Origin of the sequence: Flavobacterium sp. 5 (genome assembly GCF_002813295.1) — a bacterium.
GTDB lineage: Bacteria > Bacteroidota > Bacteroidia > Flavobacteriales > Flavobacteriaceae > Flavobacterium.
This window is the reverse complement of sequence record NZ_PHUE01000001.1, coordinates 3853946-3875738: the sequence shown is the minus strand read 5'-3', so window position 1 is coordinate 3875738 and position 21793 is coordinate 3853946. Positions and strand designations below refer to the sequence as shown.

Annotated in this window: 23 protein-coding genes; all 23 read left to right on the top strand. The window is 32.1% G+C overall.

Annotated elements, in window-relative coordinates:
• The first annotated feature begins 181 nt into the window (after positions 1–181).
• Positions 182–1261 carry a BamA/TamA family outer membrane protein gene (locus CLU82_RS16240; protein WP_100844078.1) on the top strand — a complete coding sequence of 360 codons (1080 nt, stop codon included), beginning with the start codon at positions 182–184 and terminating at the stop codon, positions 1259–1261.
• 432 nt (positions 1262–1693) lie between these two features.
• The gene (locus CLU82_RS16235) at positions 1694–2128 is read left to right on the top strand and encodes a hypothetical protein (RefSeq protein ID WP_100844077.1); all 435 of its coding nucleotides are present in this window, start codon (positions 1694–1696) and stop codon (positions 2126–2128) included.
• 193 nt (positions 2129–2321) lie between these two features.
• Positions 2322–2744, top strand: a complete 423-nt coding sequence (locus CLU82_RS16230; RefSeq protein ID WP_100844076.1) for an SRPBCC domain-containing protein — start codon at positions 2322–2324, stop codon at positions 2742–2744.
• A 71-nt stretch (positions 2745–2815) separates the two neighbouring features.
• A complete protein-coding gene (locus CLU82_RS16225) occupies positions 2816–3352 on the top strand; it encodes an NADPH-dependent FMN reductase (protein WP_100844075.1) in 537 nt (178 codons plus the stop codon).
• Between the two features lie 263 nt (positions 3353–3615).
• Positions 3616–4086 (top strand): SRPBCC family protein, encoded by a 471-nt coding sequence (locus tag CLU82_RS16220; protein WP_100844074.1) that lies wholly within the window; start codon positions 3616–3618, stop codon positions 4084–4086.
• 119 nt (positions 4087–4205) lie between these two features.
• Positions 4206–5309, top strand: coding sequence for a formylglycine-generating enzyme family protein (locus CLU82_RS16215; RefSeq protein ID WP_100844073.1), 1104 nt, complete (start codon positions 4206–4208; stop codon positions 5307–5309).
• A 305-nt stretch (positions 5310–5614) separates the two neighbouring features.
• The gene (locus CLU82_RS16210; RefSeq protein WP_100844072.1) at positions 5615–7273 is read left to right on the top strand and encodes an arylsulfatase; all 1659 of its coding nucleotides are present in this window, start codon (positions 5615–5617) and stop codon (positions 7271–7273) included.
• 172 nt (positions 7274–7445) lie between these two features.
• Positions 7446–8927: an arylsulfatase gene (locus CLU82_RS16205; protein WP_100844071.1), complete on the top strand. Its 1482-nt coding sequence runs from the start codon at positions 7446–7448 to the stop codon at positions 8925–8927.
• 119 nt (positions 8928–9046) lie between these two features.
• Positions 9047–10060, top strand: a complete 1014-nt coding sequence (locus tag CLU82_RS16200; protein WP_100844070.1) for an HAD family phosphatase — start codon at positions 9047–9049, stop codon at positions 10058–10060.
• A gap of 183 nt (positions 10061–10243) precedes the next feature.
• Positions 10244–11077 (top strand): IS982 family transposase, encoded by an 834-nt coding sequence (locus CLU82_RS16195; RefSeq protein WP_198520275.1) that lies wholly within the window; start codon positions 10244–10246, stop codon positions 11075–11077.
• 199 nt (positions 11078–11276) lie between these two features.
• On the top strand, positions 11277–11738 hold the full coding sequence (locus CLU82_RS16190; RefSeq protein ID WP_100844068.1) for a MarR family winged helix-turn-helix transcriptional regulator: 462 nt from the start codon (positions 11277–11279) through the stop codon (positions 11736–11738).
• 2 nt (positions 11739–11740) lie between these two features.
• Positions 11741–12373, top strand: coding sequence for an NAD(P)H-dependent oxidoreductase (locus CLU82_RS16185; protein ID WP_100844067.1), 633 nt, complete (start codon positions 11741–11743; stop codon positions 12371–12373).
• A 44-nt stretch (positions 12374–12417) separates the two neighbouring features.
• Positions 12418–12984, top strand: coding sequence for a YceI family protein (locus CLU82_RS16180; protein ID WP_100844066.1), 567 nt, complete (start codon positions 12418–12420; stop codon positions 12982–12984).
• 386 nt (positions 12985–13370) lie between these two features.
• A complete protein-coding gene (locus tag CLU82_RS16175; protein ID WP_100844065.1) occupies positions 13371–14645 on the top strand; it encodes a hypothetical protein in 1275 nt (424 codons plus the stop codon).
• Between the two features lie 284 nt (positions 14646–14929).
• Complete coding sequence (locus CLU82_RS16170) at positions 14930–15499, top strand: YceI family protein (RefSeq protein WP_100844064.1); 570 nt, start codon at positions 14930–14932, stop codon at positions 15497–15499.
• 290 nt (positions 15500–15789) lie between these two features.
• A complete protein-coding gene (locus CLU82_RS16165) occupies positions 15790–17190 on the top strand; it encodes an anthranilate synthase component I family protein (RefSeq protein WP_100844063.1) in 1401 nt (466 codons plus the stop codon).
• 11 nt (positions 17191–17201) lie between these two features.
• Positions 17202–17591 carry a tautomerase family protein gene (locus CLU82_RS16160; RefSeq protein ID WP_100844062.1) on the top strand — a complete coding sequence of 130 codons (390 nt, stop codon included), beginning with the start codon at positions 17202–17204 and terminating at the stop codon, positions 17589–17591.
• Between the two features lie 5 nt (positions 17592–17596).
• Complete coding sequence (locus CLU82_RS16155) at positions 17597–18046, top strand: hypothetical protein (RefSeq protein WP_100844061.1); 450 nt, start codon at positions 17597–17599, stop codon at positions 18044–18046.
• 9 nt (positions 18047–18055) lie between these two features.
• Positions 18056–18622: an aminodeoxychorismate/anthranilate synthase component II gene (locus CLU82_RS16150; protein WP_100844060.1), complete on the top strand. Its 567-nt coding sequence runs from the start codon at positions 18056–18058 to the stop codon at positions 18620–18622.
• Between the two features lie 40 nt (positions 18623–18662).
• Positions 18663–19499 carry a cytochrome c family protein gene (locus CLU82_RS16145; protein WP_157813374.1) on the top strand — a complete coding sequence of 279 codons (837 nt, stop codon included), beginning with the start codon at positions 18663–18665 and terminating at the stop codon, positions 19497–19499.
• Positions 19500–19505: 6 nt separating this feature from the next.
• Entirely contained in the window at positions 19506–19913 is a 408-nt protein-coding gene (locus CLU82_RS16140; protein WP_100844058.1) for a GNAT family N-acetyltransferase, read from the top strand.
• A gap of 99 nt (positions 19914–20012) precedes the next feature.
• Positions 20013–21008 (top strand): anthranilate phosphoribosyltransferase, encoded by a 996-nt coding sequence (gene trpD, locus CLU82_RS16135; RefSeq protein WP_100844057.1) that lies wholly within the window; start codon positions 20013–20015, stop codon positions 21006–21008.
• A gap of 3 nt (positions 21009–21011) precedes the next feature.
• The gene (locus tag CLU82_RS16130) at positions 21012–21704 is read left to right on the top strand and encodes an SAM-dependent methyltransferase (RefSeq protein ID WP_100844056.1); all 693 of its coding nucleotides are present in this window, start codon (positions 21012–21014) and stop codon (positions 21702–21704) included.
• Positions 21705–21793 lie beyond the last annotated feature (89 nt).

The following is a 21793-nucleotide window of genomic DNA, read 5'->3' as shown; positions in this document are numbered from 1 at the left end:
CATTTTTTTATGTGCAAATCTGAATTTCGACTTTGTCTCAATAAAAAAACTAGTATCTTTAACAAAGAAAAAACAATTAAAACCGAGACACTACAATCTCAACCTAAGGCAGATAGACTGACATTATATAACCATAGAATACAAGATTGAACAATTTAATAATGTTTCATAAAAAAAGGAAATGATAAAAAACTTTCAACAACTTATTCTATTGGCTGTTGTATTATTTACGACACAAATCACATTTGCACAAACCAAATCAGATACTGTTAAGAAAATAAGATTTGCAGCCGTTCCACTTATTAATTACAACAGAACTCAAGGCTTTATAGCCGGTGCCATGGCACAAGCTTTTTATAGAGTAAATAAAAAAGATACCATATCGCCAAAATCAAGCACAATTGCAATGGGAATTTATACTCAGGAGAAAACTTGGATGGCAGGTGTTGGTGAAATTCTTTACTTAAAAGAAGATAAATGGCGTATTAAGGCATTTTTATTCAAAGGAAATATTAATTATCAATATTTTAATACTGAGGCTGATAACAATGCTGGTGAATATGAAGACTATAGTAATGACATTACAATGGCATTGACTCAAGTGCAATACAATGTTTGGAAAAGGTTTTACGCAGGACTCTATTTGGAGTACAATAATACCAAAACCTATTTTACTGCAAAGAACGATTCACTCGATGTAAAAAAACTAAATAACATTGGTTATGTAATCAGTCAGGACAATAGAGACAATGTACTTTTCCCTACCAAAGGTATTTTTATGAATTTCAAAAATCAGTTTTATCGTGATTGGGTAGGCAGCGACAGTGAATTTGTTAAATTCCAATTAAATTACACTCAATTTTTCGCCCTTAAAGAAGACAAAAGACATATATTATTAGGTCGTTTTTATTCAGAAATTGGGACTGGTGAAGTACCATTTCAAGGGCAGTCAGTTGTAGGTCGAGATGATTTAAGAGGATATTCACAAGGAAAATACAGAGGTAATCAGGTTTATGCTGTTCAATCCGAATACCGATGGATGTTTAATAAATCAAAATTCGGTGCTGTTGGATTTCTTGGTGTCGCGTCGGCAGTAAATAAATTTAGTGATGTTTTTAGTTCTCAATTATTACCTGGTATAGGTGCCGGAATACGGTACAAACTGATTCCTTCAATGCATGTTAATATTGGTTTTGATGCTGGTGTAGGAAGGGATGATTATAGCTTGACTTTTAGAATTGGAGAAACATTTGGAAGATAAAAACAATAATTAAAATTACTAGTCTGTGCGGACTTTCATACTTTCAACTTTTTCTACCAGAATTCAAATGCAATATTATGTAATCGAAAAATTGAAGCCAATTTTCTACTGAAAAACAGATATAGAGATATCATTAATCCAACAGACAGTTAACTAGATAGAGTACTGTTGCATAACGACATTTTAAATACTTTCAAATTTATTTTTTCTGCATCTTTTGTTTTTTATCAAATCACAAAACGAGATGTTCTTTATCTCAATAGTACCAATACTAATATATTCATTTTATTTTTAATAAAATTTTTAATTCTAATGACAATTGTATTATTTAAATCATTAAAAGTTACATAATTCACACTAAATAAGCAAATTACAAATATGTTAAAAAAAATATATTTACATTTGTTTATAACCTTTTAAATCAAAAACATCATGAAAAAAATAACATTATTATTTGTTTTTGCACTATCATTCAGTTTTGCAAATGTATTTGGACAGGCCCGACAAGAATTAAACTTTGGGCTTTTAGGTATTAATTATGAAATCCCTGTCCATAAAGATATTACCATTGCTCCCGGAATTGGAACCAATTTTGACCTTGATTGGTTAAACATAGGAGTTAAGGCCAACTATTATTTTGATAATGTATTTGAAATCACAGATCCCGCATGGGATGTTTATGGAGGTGCAAATCTTGGTTATTCAGTTTATATGGGCGATAATGATAACGATGAAAGTGACATTAACCTTGGTCTACAAGTTGGAGGACGTTGGTTCTGGAATGATAAATGGGGTGTATACGTAGAGATTGCCGGCGGAAATGTTTCTGGCCTGTCTCCTGCAATTGGACTAACGGTGAAGTTATAATACAATCATTTTGCTGATACAAATAAGCTCTGAGATAAATTTCAGAGCTTTTTTTTGTCTTTAAAAAAACAAAATAATTACTTCTAAAATAAATTTGACATATTATCGACACATTCCAAAACGATTATTTTATTAAATTTGAAATTAACTCTATAACTAAAAGGAATTTCAAAAAATCATTAAAACTTAAAATATGGCAGCTAATATTTCTAGAATAAAAATCAATGCATCAAAACAAAAAGTATGGGACACCTTGACCAAAGCCGAATTTGTGAAGCTATGGCAGTATGGAAGCAAATTACAAACCACTTGGGAAGTTGGAAGTTCTATACGATTTGTAACCGAATGGGAAGACAAAATATTTGAACAATGGGGAACCGTTTTAGAATTTACACCTACTGAAAAATTGCGATACTCTCTATTTGCACCCAGACCTGAACTAGAAGACAGACCTGAAAATTATTTTGAAATGATTTACACTTTGTCATCCGATAACGAACAGACACTTCTTGAAATAACACAAGAAGACAAGAGACCAAATGCAGTTCAGGAAAGTGAGCAAGGTGAAGAGAATCCAATTTTGCAAATGCTAAAACAAATTGCTGAAACCAATTAAAAAATACATCACAAAAAATTTCTACTTCGATTTCAAAACTCAATAGAATAAGGAACTGATCAGCAAAAAAGATGACAGACAAGAAAAATATATTTATAATTATAGGAAGTGCAAGCAATAATTCGGCAAACGAGAAACTTGTAAACAATTTTGCTACATTAACTGAAGACTACTTTAATTTAACCATTTTTAAAGACTTAAAAACACTTCCCCATTTTGACCCAGAGCTTTCAGCAGACAATCCTCCTAAAGAAATAGTTGAATTTAGAAAGAATATTGAAAATTCAGACGGAATCGTAATTTGTACTCCCGAATATGTTTTTAGTATTCCAAGCGGGCTGAAAAACGCAATTGAATGGTGTGTTTCTACAACAGTTTTCACAGACAAACCAATCGGACTTATAACTGCTTCTGCAAGTGGTCAAAAAGGCCACGAAGAATTACAATTGATTATGAAAACTGTCATGACAAAATTCATCAACGAAACAACATTATTAATTCAAGGAATAAAAGGAAAGATAAACGAGCAAGGTGATTTTATAGACGATAGAACAAAAAAAGAATTTACTAAATTTACGATTGCCTTCAAAAATTCAATAAACAAATAAAAGAAGTAATAACCTGAGCTCGATTATTAAAATAGATGTAGCTCCGATGGAGCTTAAAAAACACTGCCATTTTGAACTTCTATAAATCTATAAATAGTATGCTCTTATGGAGCTAAAGTTTCTTAACCAACATTGAATTTAGTCACAGAGTGACAGGATATTTATAGAAATAAATAACAGCTTATTATACCAGAGTTCCATAGGAGCGAAATATAAAAACATATTAATAATCGAGTTCAGATTAATAATTAAAACAATTCCAAATGGCTACAGAAATCATAACAACAACCCCAGACTCTGAAATTGTAAGCACTAGAATTGTAAACTTCTCAAGAGAATTAGTTTATAGAGCCTGGTCAGAACCAGACCATCTAAAAAAATGGTGGGGCCCAACAGGTTTCACAAACACTTTTAATGAATTTGATTTCCAAGTAGGTGGAAAATGGAGCTTCATTATGCATGGACCAGACAAAGGAAATTACGCTAATGAATGTGAATTTATCAAAATAGAGAAACCCTCATTAATTGCATGGAAACGTCATTCCAAACCACTATTTCAGATATTGACAACATTTGAACAAGTATCTGAAGAGAAAACAAAAATCGTTTTTAAAATGCTTTTTAGTTCAGTTGAAGAATGCAACAAACTAAAGCCTTTTGTGATTGACAAAAATGAAGAAAACTTCGATAAACTTGAAAATGAATTAAACATAATGCAAAAAGAAATCAAATAAAGACAATTACTTAACCATAATATAATTAGGATATTACATTTTGTTTAAGTAAGTTTGTGTATGACTTTTCCACTATTTTAATAATCAAATATACAATTGTTACCTTAAAATCACCCAAAATGAAGCAGTTTCAATTTTTAGTATTTATTATTATAATTAGTTTCAATTCTTGTAAACAACAAGACTCTAAACTTGAAAAAAAAACAACTTCTGCAAGCGCTTCTGATACTAATACTTTAAGTTGTGAAAAAACTCCATCTCGTTTTGCTACAAAAGTAGCTGCTCCAGAAGGCATGGTATGGATTCCTGGAAATGAATTTATGATGGGTACAGATGAAGAAGAAGCTTATGCTCCAGAAAAACCATCACATCCTGTTCGTGTTAATGGTTTTTTTATGGATGTAACTGAAGTAACAAACACACAATTCAAAAAATTTGTAGATGCTACAGGATATGTAACTATTGCCGAAAAAAAACCAGATTGGAACCAAATTAAAAAACAAGTGCCTCCTGGAACCCCAAAACCTACTGAGGCAGAACTAATTCCTGCATCTTTAGTATTTACTCCTCCGAACCATAAAGTAACGGAGGATGATATATTTCAATGGTGGTCATTTGTACCAGGAGCAGATTGGAAACATCCAGAAGGACCAAAAAGCAATATAACGGATCGTATGAATCATCCCGTAGTACAAATCGCTTATGATGATGCTCTAGCGTATTGCAAATGGGCTAAAAAAAGACTTCCAACAGAAGCTGAGTGGGAATTTGCTGCGCGAGGTGGATTAGCCCAAAAACGATATGCCTGGGGAGATCAGTTTAAGTGTGATGGAAAAATTATGGCAAACACATTCCAAGGTAAATTTCCTGAAGGAGGTATTGCTGAAGACGGATTTAAGACAACCTCTCCTGTAGAAAGTTTTCCTGCAAATGGATATGGTTTATATGATATGATCGGTAACGCTTGGGAATGGTGTGCTGATTGGTACGATGCTGACTATTATAAAAAAATAGATAAAAATAAAACTTTAGACAACCCTAAAGGACCTGAAAAATGGTATGACCCTTCTGAGCCTTATGCCATCAAACGAGTAACCAAAGGAGGCTCATTCCTTTGTACGGATAATTATTGTACAAACTTCCGTCCTGCGGCACGTAGAGGAACAGCTTATGATTCTGGAGCTTCACATATTGGTTTTCGATGTGTGCAAGACAAAAAATAGATCCAGAACACTTATCTATTTCAAAAACAAACATTCAAAATAAATAAAAGTAATTCTTGTAAGATAAATATTTTATATTTTTCTACAAGAGAAACATATAATTACTTATATTTGAATAAGTTATATTATTTTTTTTATTAAAAACACTTAAAAAATTAATAAAAATGAATACTCCGCTCCTATTTAACAATACTTCTTAAACTGTAGAAATTAATTATTCTACACCCCTACCCTAATTTTTACCGATAGATTTAACCTGCGTTTTTGTTACTAATTAATTTAATCAATTTAATTTTTTACCAATTATGAAAAAAACAAACTTCTTGACAGTATTGCTATTAGTGGTAGTACATACTATTTGCGCACAAAAAAAACCAAACATCCTGATTATTTGGGGTGATGATATTGGTACAACCAACATTAGTGCTTATAGCGATGGTGTCATGGGATACACAACTCCTAATATTGACCGTTTGGCTAATGAAGGTGAGCGATTTTTGCATTATTATGGTGAACAAAGTTGTACGGCTGGACGCGCTGCATTCCTAACTGGGCAACATGGTCTTCGTACAGGACTTACTAAAGTTGGTTTTCCTGGTGCCCCAATGGGTATGAGCCAATTAGACCCCTCCATTGGTGGAATTATGAAACAATTGGGTTATACAACTGGGCAATTTGGTAAAAATCACGTGGGTGACAGAAACGAAAGTTTACCAACTGTAAATGGTTTTGATGAATTCTTCGGCAATCTATATCACTTAAATGCTGAAGAAGAGCCTGAATTACCAGACTATCCTAAAGATCCTGAATATCTAAAAAAATACGGACCAAGAGGTGTCTTAAAATGTACAGCTACTAATACTGACGACGCAACTGTAACTGATGCACGTTTTGGAAAAGTAGGTAAACAAAAAATTGAAGATACAGGTGCTCTTACAAAAAAAAGAATGGAAACTATTGATGATGAAACGTCAGCAGCTGCTATCGACTTTATTAAAAGACAAAACTCGGCAGGCAAACCATTTTTCTGTTGGTTTAATGCTACACGTATGCACCTTCGTACACACGTACGCGCAGAACACAGAGGAAAATATACGCATGGTGATAGCGAATACATCGATGGTATGATCGAACACGATATTACTGTTGGCGATATATTAAAAGCCTTAGATGATTTAGGTATTGCTGATAATACGATAGTGGTATACTCTACAGACAACGGCCCACACATGAATACCTGGCCAGATGGTGCCATGACACCTTTTCGTTCAGAAAAAAATACAAACTGGGAAGGCGCTTATAGAGTTCCTTGCATCGTACGTTGGCCTGGTGTTATCAAACCAGGAACAGTAACTAATGAAATCATGAGTCACAACGATTGGATGCCTACTCTAGCGTCCATTGCTGGAGAGCCTGATTTGGTAAAAAAACTAATAACAGGATACACTGCAAACGGCAAAAATTACAAAGTACATTTGGATGGTTTTGATCAAAGTGATTTCCTTCGAGGCAAAACACCAAAAAGCGCCAGAGATAAATTCTTCTATACAGATGACGACGGACTTTTAGTAGGATTACGTGAAGGTGATTATAAATATGTTTTTGCAGAACAACGTTTAGGAGGTACATTAGGCGTTTGGGCAGAGCCATTTACCAAATTGCGTTTACAAAAGATATTCAATTTATTCCAAGATCCTTTTGAAAGAGCAGATATTACCTCAAACACCTTCTGGGATTGGCAAATGAACCACGTACAATTAATGTATGGAGCCATTCAGGATGTTGTAGTATTTGCAGAAACCTTCAAAGAATTTCCACCTCGCTCAATTCCACCAAGTTTCTCTGCTTATACTATTATGGAAGAAACCATAAAAGATATTAAAGCAAAACAGTATATCGAGAAAAACATTTTATCTAAAGAAAATGGACAACCCGAACCTGCTGCCGATAAAAAGAAAAAATAAACCACAATAAATAATAAAGGTTCGGATTGTATTATCAATCTGAACCTTTATACTTTTTCAGTAATTAACTTAATTTTTCACCGATTATGAAAAAAACAAACTTTTTGACAATATTGATGTTAGTGATAGTTCATACTATTACAGCACAAAAAAACCAAACATCCTCATTATAATGGGTGATGATATTGGATGGTTTAACACCAGTTGTTACAACCAGGGCATGATGGGATATATGACACCAAATATTGACCGAATCGCTAAAGAAGGAATGAAATTCAATACTTGGTATGCGCAACAAAGCTGTACCGCTGGTCGCGCAGCTTTTGTCACAGGACAATCACCTATTCGTACAGGACTCACCAAAGTAGGAATCCCGGGTTCTGATATTGGCCTAAGTGCGGAAGATCCTTCTATAGCAGAATTCCTAAAAGCACTTGGTTATTCTACAGGTCAGTTTGGCAAAAATCATTTGGGTGATTTGAACAAATTCCTGCCAACGGCTCATGGATTTGATGAGTTCTTCGGCAATCTCTATCACCTCAATGCCGAAGAAGAACCAGAAGATCCTGATTATCCTAAAGATCCAAAATACAAGGAGATGTTTGGTCCGCGTGGTGTAATGCATTCTTATGCCACAACCTCAAACGACGCTACTGTACAAGGAAAATTTGGCCCTATAGGAAAGCAAAAAATTGAAGATACTGGTGCGCTAACTATAAAGCGTATGGAAACTATAGATACTGAATTCACTACAGCTGCCATTGACTATATGGATAAGCAATCCAAATCAGGAAAACCTTTCTTCTGTTATTATAATTCTACAAGATGCCATATCAACACACATCTTAGCCCTGCTTACCAAGGAAAAACAGGTTTTGGACTAGAAGCAGATGCTATGACAGAACTTGACGACAATGTAGGCAAGCTCTTAAAAAAAATAGATGATCTTGGCATAGCCGACAATACCATTGTGATTTTTACAACAGATAATGGTGCTGAGATGATGACATGGCCCGATGGGGGAAGTACACCATTCCGTGGAGAAAAAGCCACCAACTGGGAAGGAGGCTATAGAGCTCCTACATTAATTCGTTGGCCTGGAGTAACCAAGCCCGGATCTATTTCTAATGACATCTTCGCTCATGAAGATGTTATTCCTACGCTTTGTGCTGCAGCTGGTCAGACTGACGTAGTTGAAAAATGTTTGAACGGATATACTATGAATGGTAAAACGTATAAAGTTCACCTCGATGGTTATAATATGTTGCCATTCCTAAAAGGAGATGTAAAAGAAGATCCACGTAAAGAATTTGTGTATTGGAGTGACGATGGCGACTTTTTTGCACTTCGCTACCAACGTTGGAAAATTTCATTCATTGAGCAATATCATGAGGGAATTGATATTTGGGCTAGAGATTACACAAAACTTAGGGTGCCAAGGATATACGACTTACTTGCAGATCCATTTGAACGAGGACCTTCTTCATTCGAATATACTGATTGGATGGTTCACCATGTTTACCTTACATACGGAGCGACAGCATACGTTGCAAATTGGATGGCTAGTTTCAAACAATTTCCTCCAAGACAAAAACCAGCAAGTTTCAACTTAGATGAAATAATGAGAAAAATGACTCCAACAACAAAAAATTAAGTAAATAAAAATTGCCTTGTTGATACACACGAAAAAACAACAATCTTAAAACAGTATAAGGTTTGGATTGTATCATCAATCTGAACCTTTATGCTTTTAACTAAAAAAGATAAAAAATTATGAACAGAAAGATATTTTATCCACTACTTGGCGTATTCCTATTTATATCCTGTAAAAAATCAGAAACTGTAACACCTACTACTGATAGCAAACCATCAGAAACTACTATCGTTGGAGATCCATTACCAAGTTGGAATGATGGAGCCTTAAAAAGTGATATTATCGCTTATATAGAAAAAGTAACCAAAGAAGGAAGTCCCGATTTTATTCCTGTTGAAAACAGAATTGCCACTTTTGATAATGATGGAACTCTTTGGGCTGAAAAGCCTTATGTACAGGAATTATTTGCTTTTTATCGTGTCAAAAAAATGGTAGAAGCCAATCCTGAATTAGCCAAAAAACAACCTTTTAAAGCAGTAGTCGAGAAAGACAAAACCTATTTTGAAAAAGGAGGCGAAAAAGCATTGATAGAACTTGTTGCAGCTACACATACTGGAACAACAGAAGATGCTTTTGAAGCGGATGCAAAAGATTTTGCTGCCATCACAAAATTCCCTGGCAAAAATGTTCCTTTAAAACAAATACGTTATCAACCACAATTGGAATTGCTTACTTATTTGAGAGCAAATGGTTTTAAAACCTTTATTGTTACTGGAGGTACAGTTGAATTAGTTCGTAGTATATCGTTAGATTTTTATGGAATTCCAAAAGATCAGGTAGTCGGAACTTCGTTCAAATACAAATTTGACGAAGCTAATCGTACCATCTTAAGAGAGCCAGCTTTAGATCATTTTAATGATAAAACGGCAAAACCAGTCGGAATACAATTACATATTGGGCAACGTCCAGTATTTGCCTGCGGTAATGAAGGCGGTGCAGGAGATATTGCCATGCTTGAATATTGCCAAAGCAATAAATATCCTTCATTTCAATTGTTAGTAAACCATAATGATTCTATTAGGGAATATAGCTATAAGGAAAAAGACAATGCTTCATTAAACGCCGCTGCCAAAAACAAATGGCATGTTGTGGATATGAAAAACGATTGGAAAACAGTTTTTTCAGATAAATAAAGTAGCGTTTTAATCAACTACAATTAGTAATTAACCCGTTGGGTGTAATTATTTGAAGTAAAAAATAGGGATTAGATATTGTTCAAGATACTAAAATTCAGCATCTTGATGTCGCTAAACAATACAATATCTATGTCAAATATAGTAAAAAATTATCTAAGAGTTTTAGAAGTTATAAGTTCGTTGAATTGTGAATTAGAATTCAAATCAGGTATCGGAAGAAAAGATAAAATGTCTGATTTAGAAGTTTTTGCATTGAGTTTAACCGCTGAATTTATGTCAATTGACAGCGAAAATTCACTTTTCAAGCAGCTAAATTCTAATGAAATTCCAAATCTAATAGAACGAAGTCAATTCAATAAAAGAAGGAGGAAATTGTTTTTATTTTCTGAAGAAATTAGAATTAAACTAGCATCTTATTTTCTTGATTTTGAAGATTATTTTATTGTGGATAGCATGCCATTAGAAATCTGTAAATTTTCTCGTCATAACCGAATCAAAATCTGTAAAAATGAATTTGAAACTGCACCTACAAAAGGATTTTGTGCTTCTCAAAACAGCTGGTTTTATGGTTATAAACTTCATGGAGTTTGTTCAGTTACTGGAGTTTTTCATTCATTAGATATTACAAAAGCAGAAGTTCATGATGTAAATTTTTTAAAAAACATAAAACAACAAATGTCTGATTGTGTGATTCTTGGGGATAGAGGATATCTGTCAGAAACGATTCAATTGGATTTATTTCAAACAGTAAATATCAAATTGGAAACACCAAAACGAATTAATCAAAAAAATTATAAACCACAACCGTATATTTTTAGAAAATCAAGAAAAAGAATCGAAACATTATTTTCTCAATTATGCGACCAATTTTTAATCAGAAGAAATTATGCAAAAACTTTTGAAGGATTTAAAACTAGAATATTGGCAAAAATAGCATCATTAACATTAATACAATATGTCAATAAATTTATATTTGACAGACCAATAAATAATATTAAAAATCAAATAATTTAATTGCACCCAACGGGTTCACATTAATTTATAAATACAGCACAAACTCAATATTTCAAAAGCTTTACCTCCCCTTCATTACTAATTCCTTCCGCTCAAAACTACGACCTCTTTTTCTATTAACAAAAAATTAACTCATACATTTGTATATACAAATATAAATAGCGTTACATTTGTATCAACAAATAAAGATTATATCACCATGAAGATTGAAGATGAATTAAAAAGCACGGTTGAATATAGCAAATCAAAACAAATCGTTTTGAATATAATGTACACTGTAAACGTAATTACAGAACGCTTTAATGATATTATAAAACAGTATGATATCTCAAGTGAACAATTTAATGTATTACGAATATTAAGAGGACAAAAAGGATGCCCTGCTAATATGTGCATTATACAAGAACGAATGTTAGCCAAAACAAGTAATACAACGCGATTAGTTGATAAATTATTATTGAAAGATTTGGTAACACGCAATGTTTGTCCAGACAACCGAAGAAAAATTGAAGTTTTAATTACCCAAAAAGGGTTGGATTTATTAACAGAACTAGATCCTAAAGTACAAGAACACGAAGAGTTTTTTGCTAAAAACTTAAACAACGAAGAGTTAGAACAACTAAATATACTATTAGAAAAATACAGAACCAAACAATTATAATTATGAGCAATTTTTTAAACAATCAAAATTGGAGATACGCAACAAAGAAATTTGATGCCACTAAAAAAGTTTCAGCTGAAGACTTAAATACATTAAAAGAAGCTATTCGTTTGAGTTCTTCTTCATACGGATTACAGCCTTATAAAGTAATCATCGTTGAAAACCCAGAATTAAGAGCACAATTACAGCCTGCAGCTTGGGGACAATCACAAATAGTAGAAGCTTCACATCTATTCATTTTTGCTAATGATACAAATATTGGAGACGACGCTATCGATGAATTTTTGAATGCAATCAGTGTTGAAAGAGAGACTCCGCTAGAATCATTGGCAGGATATGGTGATTTTATGAAATCTAAAATCTCAACATTAGAACCAGCTCTTAAAAACATTTGGACAGCAAAACAAACGTATTTAGCTTTAGGGAACTTACTAAATGCAGCAGCAGAATTAAAAATTGACGTAACACCGATGGAAGGTTTTGTGCCTGCTCAAGTAAACGAAATATTAGGTTTAGACAAACTAAATCTTAATGCTTCTCTTATTGCAACTGTTGGATACCGTCATGAAGATGATACAACTCAGTTTTACAAAAAAGTAAGAAAATCACAAGAAGACTTATTTATCACTTTATAATAATAATTACTAATTCGCATTAAATACACTTAAAACAATCAAACATGAAAAATTTAAAAACAATTGCATTAGCATTCGTAGTAGCATTGTCTACATTAACAGTAACTGCTCAAACTAAAAAAGTAGATGTTACAAAAAGCAGTATCAAATGGTTAGCTAAAAAAGTAACAGGAGAGCATTCAGGAACTGTAGCTCTTAAAAGCGGAACTTTAGTATTCAAAAAGAAAGCATTATCAGGAGGGTCTTTTACTGTTGATATGACTTCATTAACAGCTACAGATCTTACAGGTGAATACTTAGGAAAATTAAACGGTCACTTGAAATCAGAAGATTTCTTTGGAACTGAAAAATTCCCAACTTCAACTTTAGTTTTCAAAACTATCGCTTCAAAAGGAAATGATGTTTATACTGTTACATCTGATTTGACTATCAAAGGAATTACTAAACCAGTTACTTTCGATATCACAGTAAAAGGAAATACTGCTACTACTACTTTCAATGTAGATCGTACTAAATATGATATTAAATACAACTCTAAATCATTCTTCGACAGCATTGGAGACAAAGCTATCTATGACGAATTTGAACTTACAGTGAATTTACAATTTTAATTTTAGAATTTAATATTGGAGAGTACCCTCAGCATTTTTGCTGGGGGTATTTTTTTTACACTAAAACCAACATCAGATAACTGTCTTTAAACGAGATACCATTTACAGCCTGACCCTTGTAGGCATGCCCAAAAACTAATTCAAATACAACATTATAGGCTACATATATATACAATACCCCAAGCCCATTATTTATTTTAGAAGAAAAGCAAAGGGAATTACAAGAGTAATTGGACTAAAAAAACATATTACTTCTTTGTTAGTATCTACTCCTCCTTAACTTAAAAATGACTAATCGATAACACTAAGAAAATATCCCTAAAACATTGTAATGGTAATTTTGAAAACAAAACTAAAACATCAAAAAACTCACAACCATTAGTGCTATGAAAGCAAAACTACTCGTAATCATTATCATTTTATTTTCGATTATCCCTTTAAATGCGCAACAAATAAAAGGAATTACTAGCGATACCAATTGGTTTGGTAATTGGACCAATTTTACACCAGCTACTACTATTTACAAAGAAGCTACCCAAATTTTAACAGGTACTATAGACAAAGACCTAAAATTGACAAAAAACAGTACTTACAAACTAATTGGAACTGTTTATGTGACCAACAAAGCTGTTTTAACAATAGAACCAGGAACAGTAATTAGAGGAGATAAAGAGTCATGCGGGACACTTGTAATTACAAAAGGTTGTAAAATCATAGCTGAAGGTACTGTAACAGAACCTATTGTTTTTACGACTAACAGCTCTAATTTAATGAGAAAACCAGGTGATTGGGGAGGAATTATTATTCTTGGCGAAGCTCCTATCAATAAAGTTGGAGGTGTTAGTTTTTTAGATTTCAATCTTGATCCAACTGTTAGTTATTACGGAGGACAAGACTCAAACAGTAATTCAGGGATTTTAAAATATGTACGTATTGAATATTCAGGACACAAAATCAATGCTCTTAAGGAACTGAACGGATTATCACTGGGAGGTGTTGGAAACGGAACTAAGTTTGATTTCATCCAGATTAGTTTTTCAAATGATGATTCATTTGAATCCTATGGAGGCGATGTCAACTTTAATCACTTAATATCCTATAGAGCAACCGATGATGATTTTGATTTCACTCAAGGTGTTCAATGTACGATCTCTAATAGTATTGCTATTCGTAATCCTTATTCTTCGGACATATCTGGTTCACGTTGTTTTGAAATTGATTCATTTGATAAAATTGAAAATGCAGATGTTACTAAAAAACTAACCAAAATTACAGCCAACAATATGACGCTGATCAATACTGAAGATAACAATCAAGGTTTAGTTAGAGAAGCAGTTTATATTAAAGAAAAAAGCTATTTCAATATTAACAACAGCATAATTGATGGTTTTACCTGCTGTGTTTTACTCGAAAATAAAATAGGAGCTTTCCCCTCTAATTTGGCAAAAATCAATATCCAAGGAATACAAGTTAACCGATGTGGCGGAGTAGTTTTAAGCGAAAGTCCAAACTACAATGCAGAGTTAAGCAACTGGTATAATAGTGACACTTTCTCATTGGAACTAACAAAGCAAACTAATAATGAGTTATTTATTCAATCAGATGTTAAAGATTCACCCGATTTTAGAACTAAAAATACAAATTCAATAGTGAGCAAATAATAAAATTTTAACCTTCAAAAGTTCAAAAGCCTGATATTCTATCGGGCTTTTTTGGCTTCCTAATAAATCCATAAATCAAACTTTAAAGATAAATTCTAACATTTTATAATATTAAAAATACAGCTACAAAATAATAGACTGAAAATAAACAAATTACAAAATTTTAATTTAACTTTATAGTGATTTCAAATCTACTAACTGTTATTCAATCGATTTCGTGTTTTTTCTCAAAATGAAACAAACCTACATTTTATTTACCTTTTATAAACTTAATTTAGAGAAATATGAGAAACTTAAAATCACTTAGCATTGTTTTACTCGTTCTTTTTTCCTTTTTCAAAGGGAATGCACAAACGTCTAAAATTGATGTTTCAAAGAGTAGCATCCACTGGATAGGAAAAAAGATAACAGGCGAACATGAAGGAAGTATTAAATTTAAAGATGGTAATCTTGTTTTCAAAGACAAAAAAGTAGCAGGAGGAAGTTTCACTGTAGACATGACTACCTTATCTAATGATGACCAAACAGGCACTTCCAAACAAAAACTAGAAGGCCATTTAAAATCAGAAGATTTTTTTAGTACTGCAAGTTATACAACTTCTACTTTAGTATTTAAAAGTATTGCTAGTAAAGGAAACAACACTTATCTCATCACTGGAGACTTGACTATAAAAGGAATTTCAAATTCCATACAGTTTGATTTGGTTGTAGTTGGAAAAAACAAAGCTACAGCTTCTTTAACAATCAATAGAACCAAATATGATATTAAGTATGGTTCTGGTAGTTATTTTGATGATTTGGGAGATAAAACAATTTATGATGATTTTGAACTAAATGTAGTTTTAGTGTATTAAACGCCATAATTTAACAAAAATTAAAAAAAAATATCTTTTTTTTTAATTCAATATCTTTGTCAAAACAAATATCATTTATATATTTGCATTCAACAGAAAAACAATATGATAACAATAACAAACAATACTTGGTGGTGGAATAATTTACGTCAGTCGTCGTGAACTAAGCTCCTATAGTATAATTTGAAACTATAAATATAAAAGGCTTGTCATCACGACAAGCCTTTTTTTTATTTCAAAAATGCAATAAAACATAAACAAAAAATCATTCTATCAAAGTAATATAAAGTATGGAAACCTATAAACTACAAACCAAATACAAACAAATACTAGCCGACACAATAACACCGGTGAGTATTTATTTCAAAATCAGAGATAAATTCCCTAATAGTTTATTACTGGAAAGTAGCGATTATCATGGAAACGATAACAGTTTTTCCTATGTGTGCTGTAATCCGATTGCTTCTATAAAAATCGAAAACGAAACCATCTATAAAACATATCCTGATGGAGTTTCTGAAACAATTGCTATTGATTCCAATACCAATATTCCAAAAATCATTGAAGATTTCTCCAGACAATTTCAATCAGATAAAAACAATTTTAAGTTTATCAATAATGGTTTGTTTGGTTACATTTCTTATGATGCCGTTCGTTATTTTGAAAAAGTAACTATTGCTAAAAAAGAAAACAGTAATTCGATTCCAGATGTGTATTATGCGGTGTACCAAAACATCATCGCTATCAATCATTTCAAAAATGAAGCTTATATTTTCTGTCATAGTCTTGATGGAAAAAACAACATTTCAGAGATTGAGCAACTTTTACAGTCCAGAAATATCGCTTCGTATAAATTTAGCAAAGAAGGTGAAGGTTTTTCAAATCTAACAGACGAAGAATTTAAGCAAAATGTAGCTTTGGCTAAAAAGCATTGTTTCCGTGGTGATGTGTTTCAATTGGTTTTATCCAGAAGATTTACTCAAGGATTTAAAGGTGATGAATTCAATGTTTATAGAGCTTTAAGAAGCATCAACCCATCCCCTTACCTATTCTTCTTTGATTATGGTGATTTCAAAATTTTTGGTTCTTCACCAGAAGCTCAAATTATTGTCAAAAACCGTAAAGCTGAAATTCACCCAATTGCAGGAACTTTTAAAAGAACTGGTGATGATGAAAAAGATGCTGTTCTTGCCAAAAAATTATCTGAAGACAAAAAAGAAAATAGCGAACATGTGATGTTGGTTGATTTGGCTCGAAATGATTTAAGCAGAAACGGACATGATGTAAATGTTGAAAAGTACAGAGAAGTTCAGTTTTTCTCCCATGTTATCCATCTGGTTTCGAAAGTAACTGGTCATTTACACGAAAAAGCAACAACTATGCAAGTAGTTGCTGATACTTTTCCAGCTGGAACTTTGAGCGGAGCTCCAAAACACAGAGCGATGCAATTGATAGAAGATTACGAAAAAACAAATCGTAATTTTTATGGTGGTGCTATTGGTTTTATGGATTTTGAAGGTAATTTTAATCACGCTATTATGATTCGAACTTTCCTGAGTAAAAATCACCAATTACATTCACAGGCTGGAGCTGGAATAGTTGCAAGTTCTGATGAAGAAAACGAAATGCAGGAAGTATATAATAAACTAAGAGCATTAAATACTGCTTTAGATTTAGCTGAAACAATTTAACACTAAAGAAAATGGGACAAATTAAGATTTTTGGAATAAAAAATGAATTGCACCAAATTAGAGAAACCGTTTCGACGATAATTCAAGAATGCATGTTTGAAGCTTTTGAGTATCCAAAAGAAAAAAAAGCACATCGATTTATTTATATAGAAGAAGATAGCTTTTATTATTTTGAAGGGAGAACAACAAAACATACAATCATTGAAATCAACGCTTTTGAAGGCAGAAGTATTGAAGCTAAAAAGAAACTATATCAATTTTTATTTGAAAAATTTGAAAATCAGTTACAAATAACTCCTATGGATCTTGAAATAACCATTTTTGAAACTCCAAAACACAATTGGGGAATCAGAGGAAAAAGCGGAGATGAACTATCTTTAAATTATAAAGTAAATATTTAAAAAAAATGAATCTAAAAAAAATAATATCCGTTTTAATTTTAATAATTGCAATTTCAGCTTGTAATTCAAATAAAGAACAAAATGCTATAGAAGGAACTTGGCGATTGGTTTCGGCAACAGCAACTCAAAAAGATTCTACTTTTTCAACTTTTAATCCAAAAACCAAAATGATTAAAATTCTAAATGATTCGCATTTTGCTTTTTTTAATCATGATTTAAATAACGGAAAAGACAGTTCAGCAGTATTTTTTGGAGGAGGCGGAAAGTATACTCTAAAAGATAGCGTTTACACAGAAAGCTTAGAATATTTTAATAATCGTGCTTGGGAAAACAATACATTTGAGTTTGTAGTGAAAATCAAAAACGATACACTTATTCAAAAAGGAGTTGAAAAAGTAGAAAAATTAGGAGTAGACAGAATTATTATCGAAAAATACGTTCGAGAAAAAAATTAAAAAAGCATCATGAAAAAAATATTAGTTATAGACAATTACGATAGTTTCACTTATAATTTGGTACACTATCTGGAAGATTTAAATTGCGAAGTAACCGTTTATAGAAACGACGAATTTGATATTGACGAAATCTCAGTTTTCGATAAAATTTTACTTTCGCCTGGACCTGGAATACCAGATGAGGCTGGATTATTGAAAGCAGTAATTTCAAAATACGCACCAACCAAAAGTATTTTCGGAGTGTGTCTTGGTCAACAGGCTATTGGAGAAGTTTTTGGAGGGACGCTTTCAAATTTGGATAAAGTATATCATGGTGTAGCTACAATGGTAAAAACCGTAGTAGATGACGAGTTGTTATTCGAAGGATTAGGAAACGAATTTGAAGTTGGCCGTTACCATTCCTGGGTAGTTGATACTAACTTACCAGATGTTTTGGAAGCCACTTCTTTTGACGAAAACGGTCAGGTTATGTCTTTGAGACATAAAACATACGATGTAAGAGGTGTTCAATTTCATCCGGAAAGTGTTTTGACACCTAATGGAAAAAAGATGTTAGAAAATTGGGTAAATTCGTAGAGACGTTGCAATGCAACGTCTGTACATTGTATTAAAAACAATGAAAGCAACCAAAATCTATCTTGTCTTTATTTGTGTATCTATTTTAGGTTTAATTTCCTGTGACCAAAAGAAAGAGCAAAAAATAGAATCAGTAATTATTGTCCAACCCAAAATTATTTTGGATTTATTGGATTTACAAAAGAAAAACAAATTAGGAAAAGACACTTTGGTAACTGTTAACAATGATCCTGTTTATCATAAAACAAAAAAATATCAAGCTGTAAACGCAGTGAACATTATAAAAAGGGAAATTGATTTATCTAAAATAGATGTCAAAAATACAGTAATTATTTTCGAATGTATTGATGGATACAAACCTGAAATGCCTCTTGAATTATTTTTACAAGCCAAACCATATCTGGCGTTTAAAGATGCCGATGCGCCAAAAGATTCTAATTGGGAAAGGATTATCAAAAATGGAAACGAGATGAATGCTGATCCTTTTTATTTGGTTTACACATCATCGATTGCAACAACTAATCAAGAATACAAATGGCCGTATAATGTGATTAAGTTTCAATTGGTATCAAAAAATATTAACAATGCTTTGGAGCCAAAAAACGATGAAAAAGCAACAAAAGGTTTTGTATTATATCAAAAATATTGCATTACCTGTCATGCCATAAACGGAATTGGAGGAGAAATGGGACCTGAATTAAATTATCCCAAAAACGTTACTGAGTATTGGAAAGAAACTGAATTGGTCGATTATATTGTAAATCCAGCATCTTTTAGACATAAAGTAAAAATGCCAACATTAGGAATTACAAAACAACAATCACAAGAAATTGTTGATTATTTGAAATACATGTCAGAACATAAAAAGAAAATATAACTCGAGATGAATATTATTATTTCCGAAACTAAAGACATCAATATTGATGATATATTAATCCTTTACAAAGCTAATAATTGGAGTTCCGCAGAAAAACCAACTCAATTATACAATGGTTTACTAAATTCTGAAACACTAATTACGGCTTGGAAAAATAAAAAACTGATTGGACTTGGAAATGCAATTTCAGATGGTCATTTAACTGTTTATTATCCTCATTTATTAGTACTACCAGAATATCAAGGAAAAGGAATTGGGAAAATGATTTTAGATAAAATGCAAGAGAAATATCGTGACTTTCACATGCAAATGCTAACAGCTGATGGAAAATCAGTTGATTTTTATAAAAAAAATGGTTTTGAGCGAGCAGGAAACACAGAACCAATGTGGATTTATCAAGGAAATGAACATTAAATAAGCAGGCAGTTTTCAGTATTTAGTTAGCAGTCAAAATTTGTAGATAAAAAAAACTTAGAATCTTAGACACTTAGAGTCTTAGCAACTTTTAAAAAAATGAAAAATATATTAAACAGATTAATCAATCACGAAATACTTTCTAAGGAAGAAGCCAAAAATGTATTGGTAAATATCTCTAGCGGGAACTATAATCCGAGCCAGATTTCGGCATTTTTAACCGTATATATGATGCGAAGCATTAGTATTGAAGAATTGGCGGGATTTAGAGAGGCCCTTTTAGAATTATGTATTCGAATGGATTTATCAAATTACAATACTATCGATTTGTGCGGTACAGGTGGTGACGGAAAAGACACTTTTAATATTTCGACTTTAGCGTCTTTTGTTGCAGCAGGAGCAGGAATAAAAGTAGCTAAACACGGTAATTACGGAGTTTCATCGATTTCGGGTTCTAGCAACGTGATGGAAAAACTAGGCATTAAATTCAGTAATGATAATAATTTCATAGAGAAATGTATTGATCAGGCTGGAATTGCAATTTTACATGCGCCATTGTTTCACCCTGCTATGAAAAATGTGGGACCAATTCGAAAAGAATTAGGAGTAAAAACCTTTTTCAATATGTTGGGACCTATGGTTAATCCATCGTTTCCACAAAACCAATTGGTAGGGGTTTTCAATCTTGAGTTGGCTAGAATGTATGGCTATTTATATCAAAACACCCCTGTCAATTTTACAATTTTGCATTCTCTTGATGGTTATGATGAAGTATCTTTGACTTGTCCTACTAAAATTATTACAAGCACCAAAGAAGGAATGCTAAATCCTTCTGATTTTGGTGTTCGACAATTGTTACAAAGTGAAATTGAAGGAGGGAAAACCATTGATGAATCGGCAGAGATGTTTTTAAATATCATTTCTGGAAAAGGAAATGAAGCTCAAAATAATGTGGTTTGTGCCAATGCAGCAATGGCAATTGCAACCGTTAACGGAAGTTCAATTTCAGAAAGTTTTGAATTAGCCAAAGAGAGTTTATTTTCTGGAAAAGGATTAAAAGCATTGAATAAATTACAAGAATTTAGTAAAATATAAGTCATGGCTTTTGAATTAGAAAATGTAGTTCCTTGGGGACGAACTTTAGAAGAATATATCCAAATTTTCAAATTGACAGATTCTGATTTAAAACTAAAAATTATCAGTTTCGGAGATGGTCCGGCAAGTTTCAATTCAGAAATGACAAAACTTGATAAAACGGTAATTTCATTAGATCCTATTTATCAATTTACAAAAAGTGAATTAAAACAAAGGATTAATGAAACTAAAGAAACTGTTATTGAACAAATGAAAGCCAATCAAGAAAATTTCATTTGGAAAAATATTAAAAATGTTGAAGAATTAGAACTAATTCGGATGCGGGCAATGAGTAACTTTATTCAAGATTTTGACTTAGGGAAAAATCAAGAAAGATATATTTATCATGAGTTACCTAATAGAACAACATATAATAATTTAGAATTTGACTTGGGTTTAAGCTCTCATTTCTTGATTCTATATTCACAACTTGGATTAGATTTTCACATAAAGGCAATTACCGAAATGCTTCGGATATGCAAAGAAATTAGAATATTTCCGATATTGAATTTAAACGCACTAAAATCGGAAGTTTTAGATGACATCATTACTCATTTTAATACTGATTTCATTGTGAATATTGAATCTTCTGACTATGAGTTTCAAAAAGGTGGAAACAAAATGCTGGTAATTAAAAGAAATAAAAAAATAGTTTAAAGTTTAAGGCTTAAAGTTGTTGTATAAGACGATTCAGAATAATGAACAACTTTAAACTTTAAACAAAGAAAACTTTAAACAAATACAAA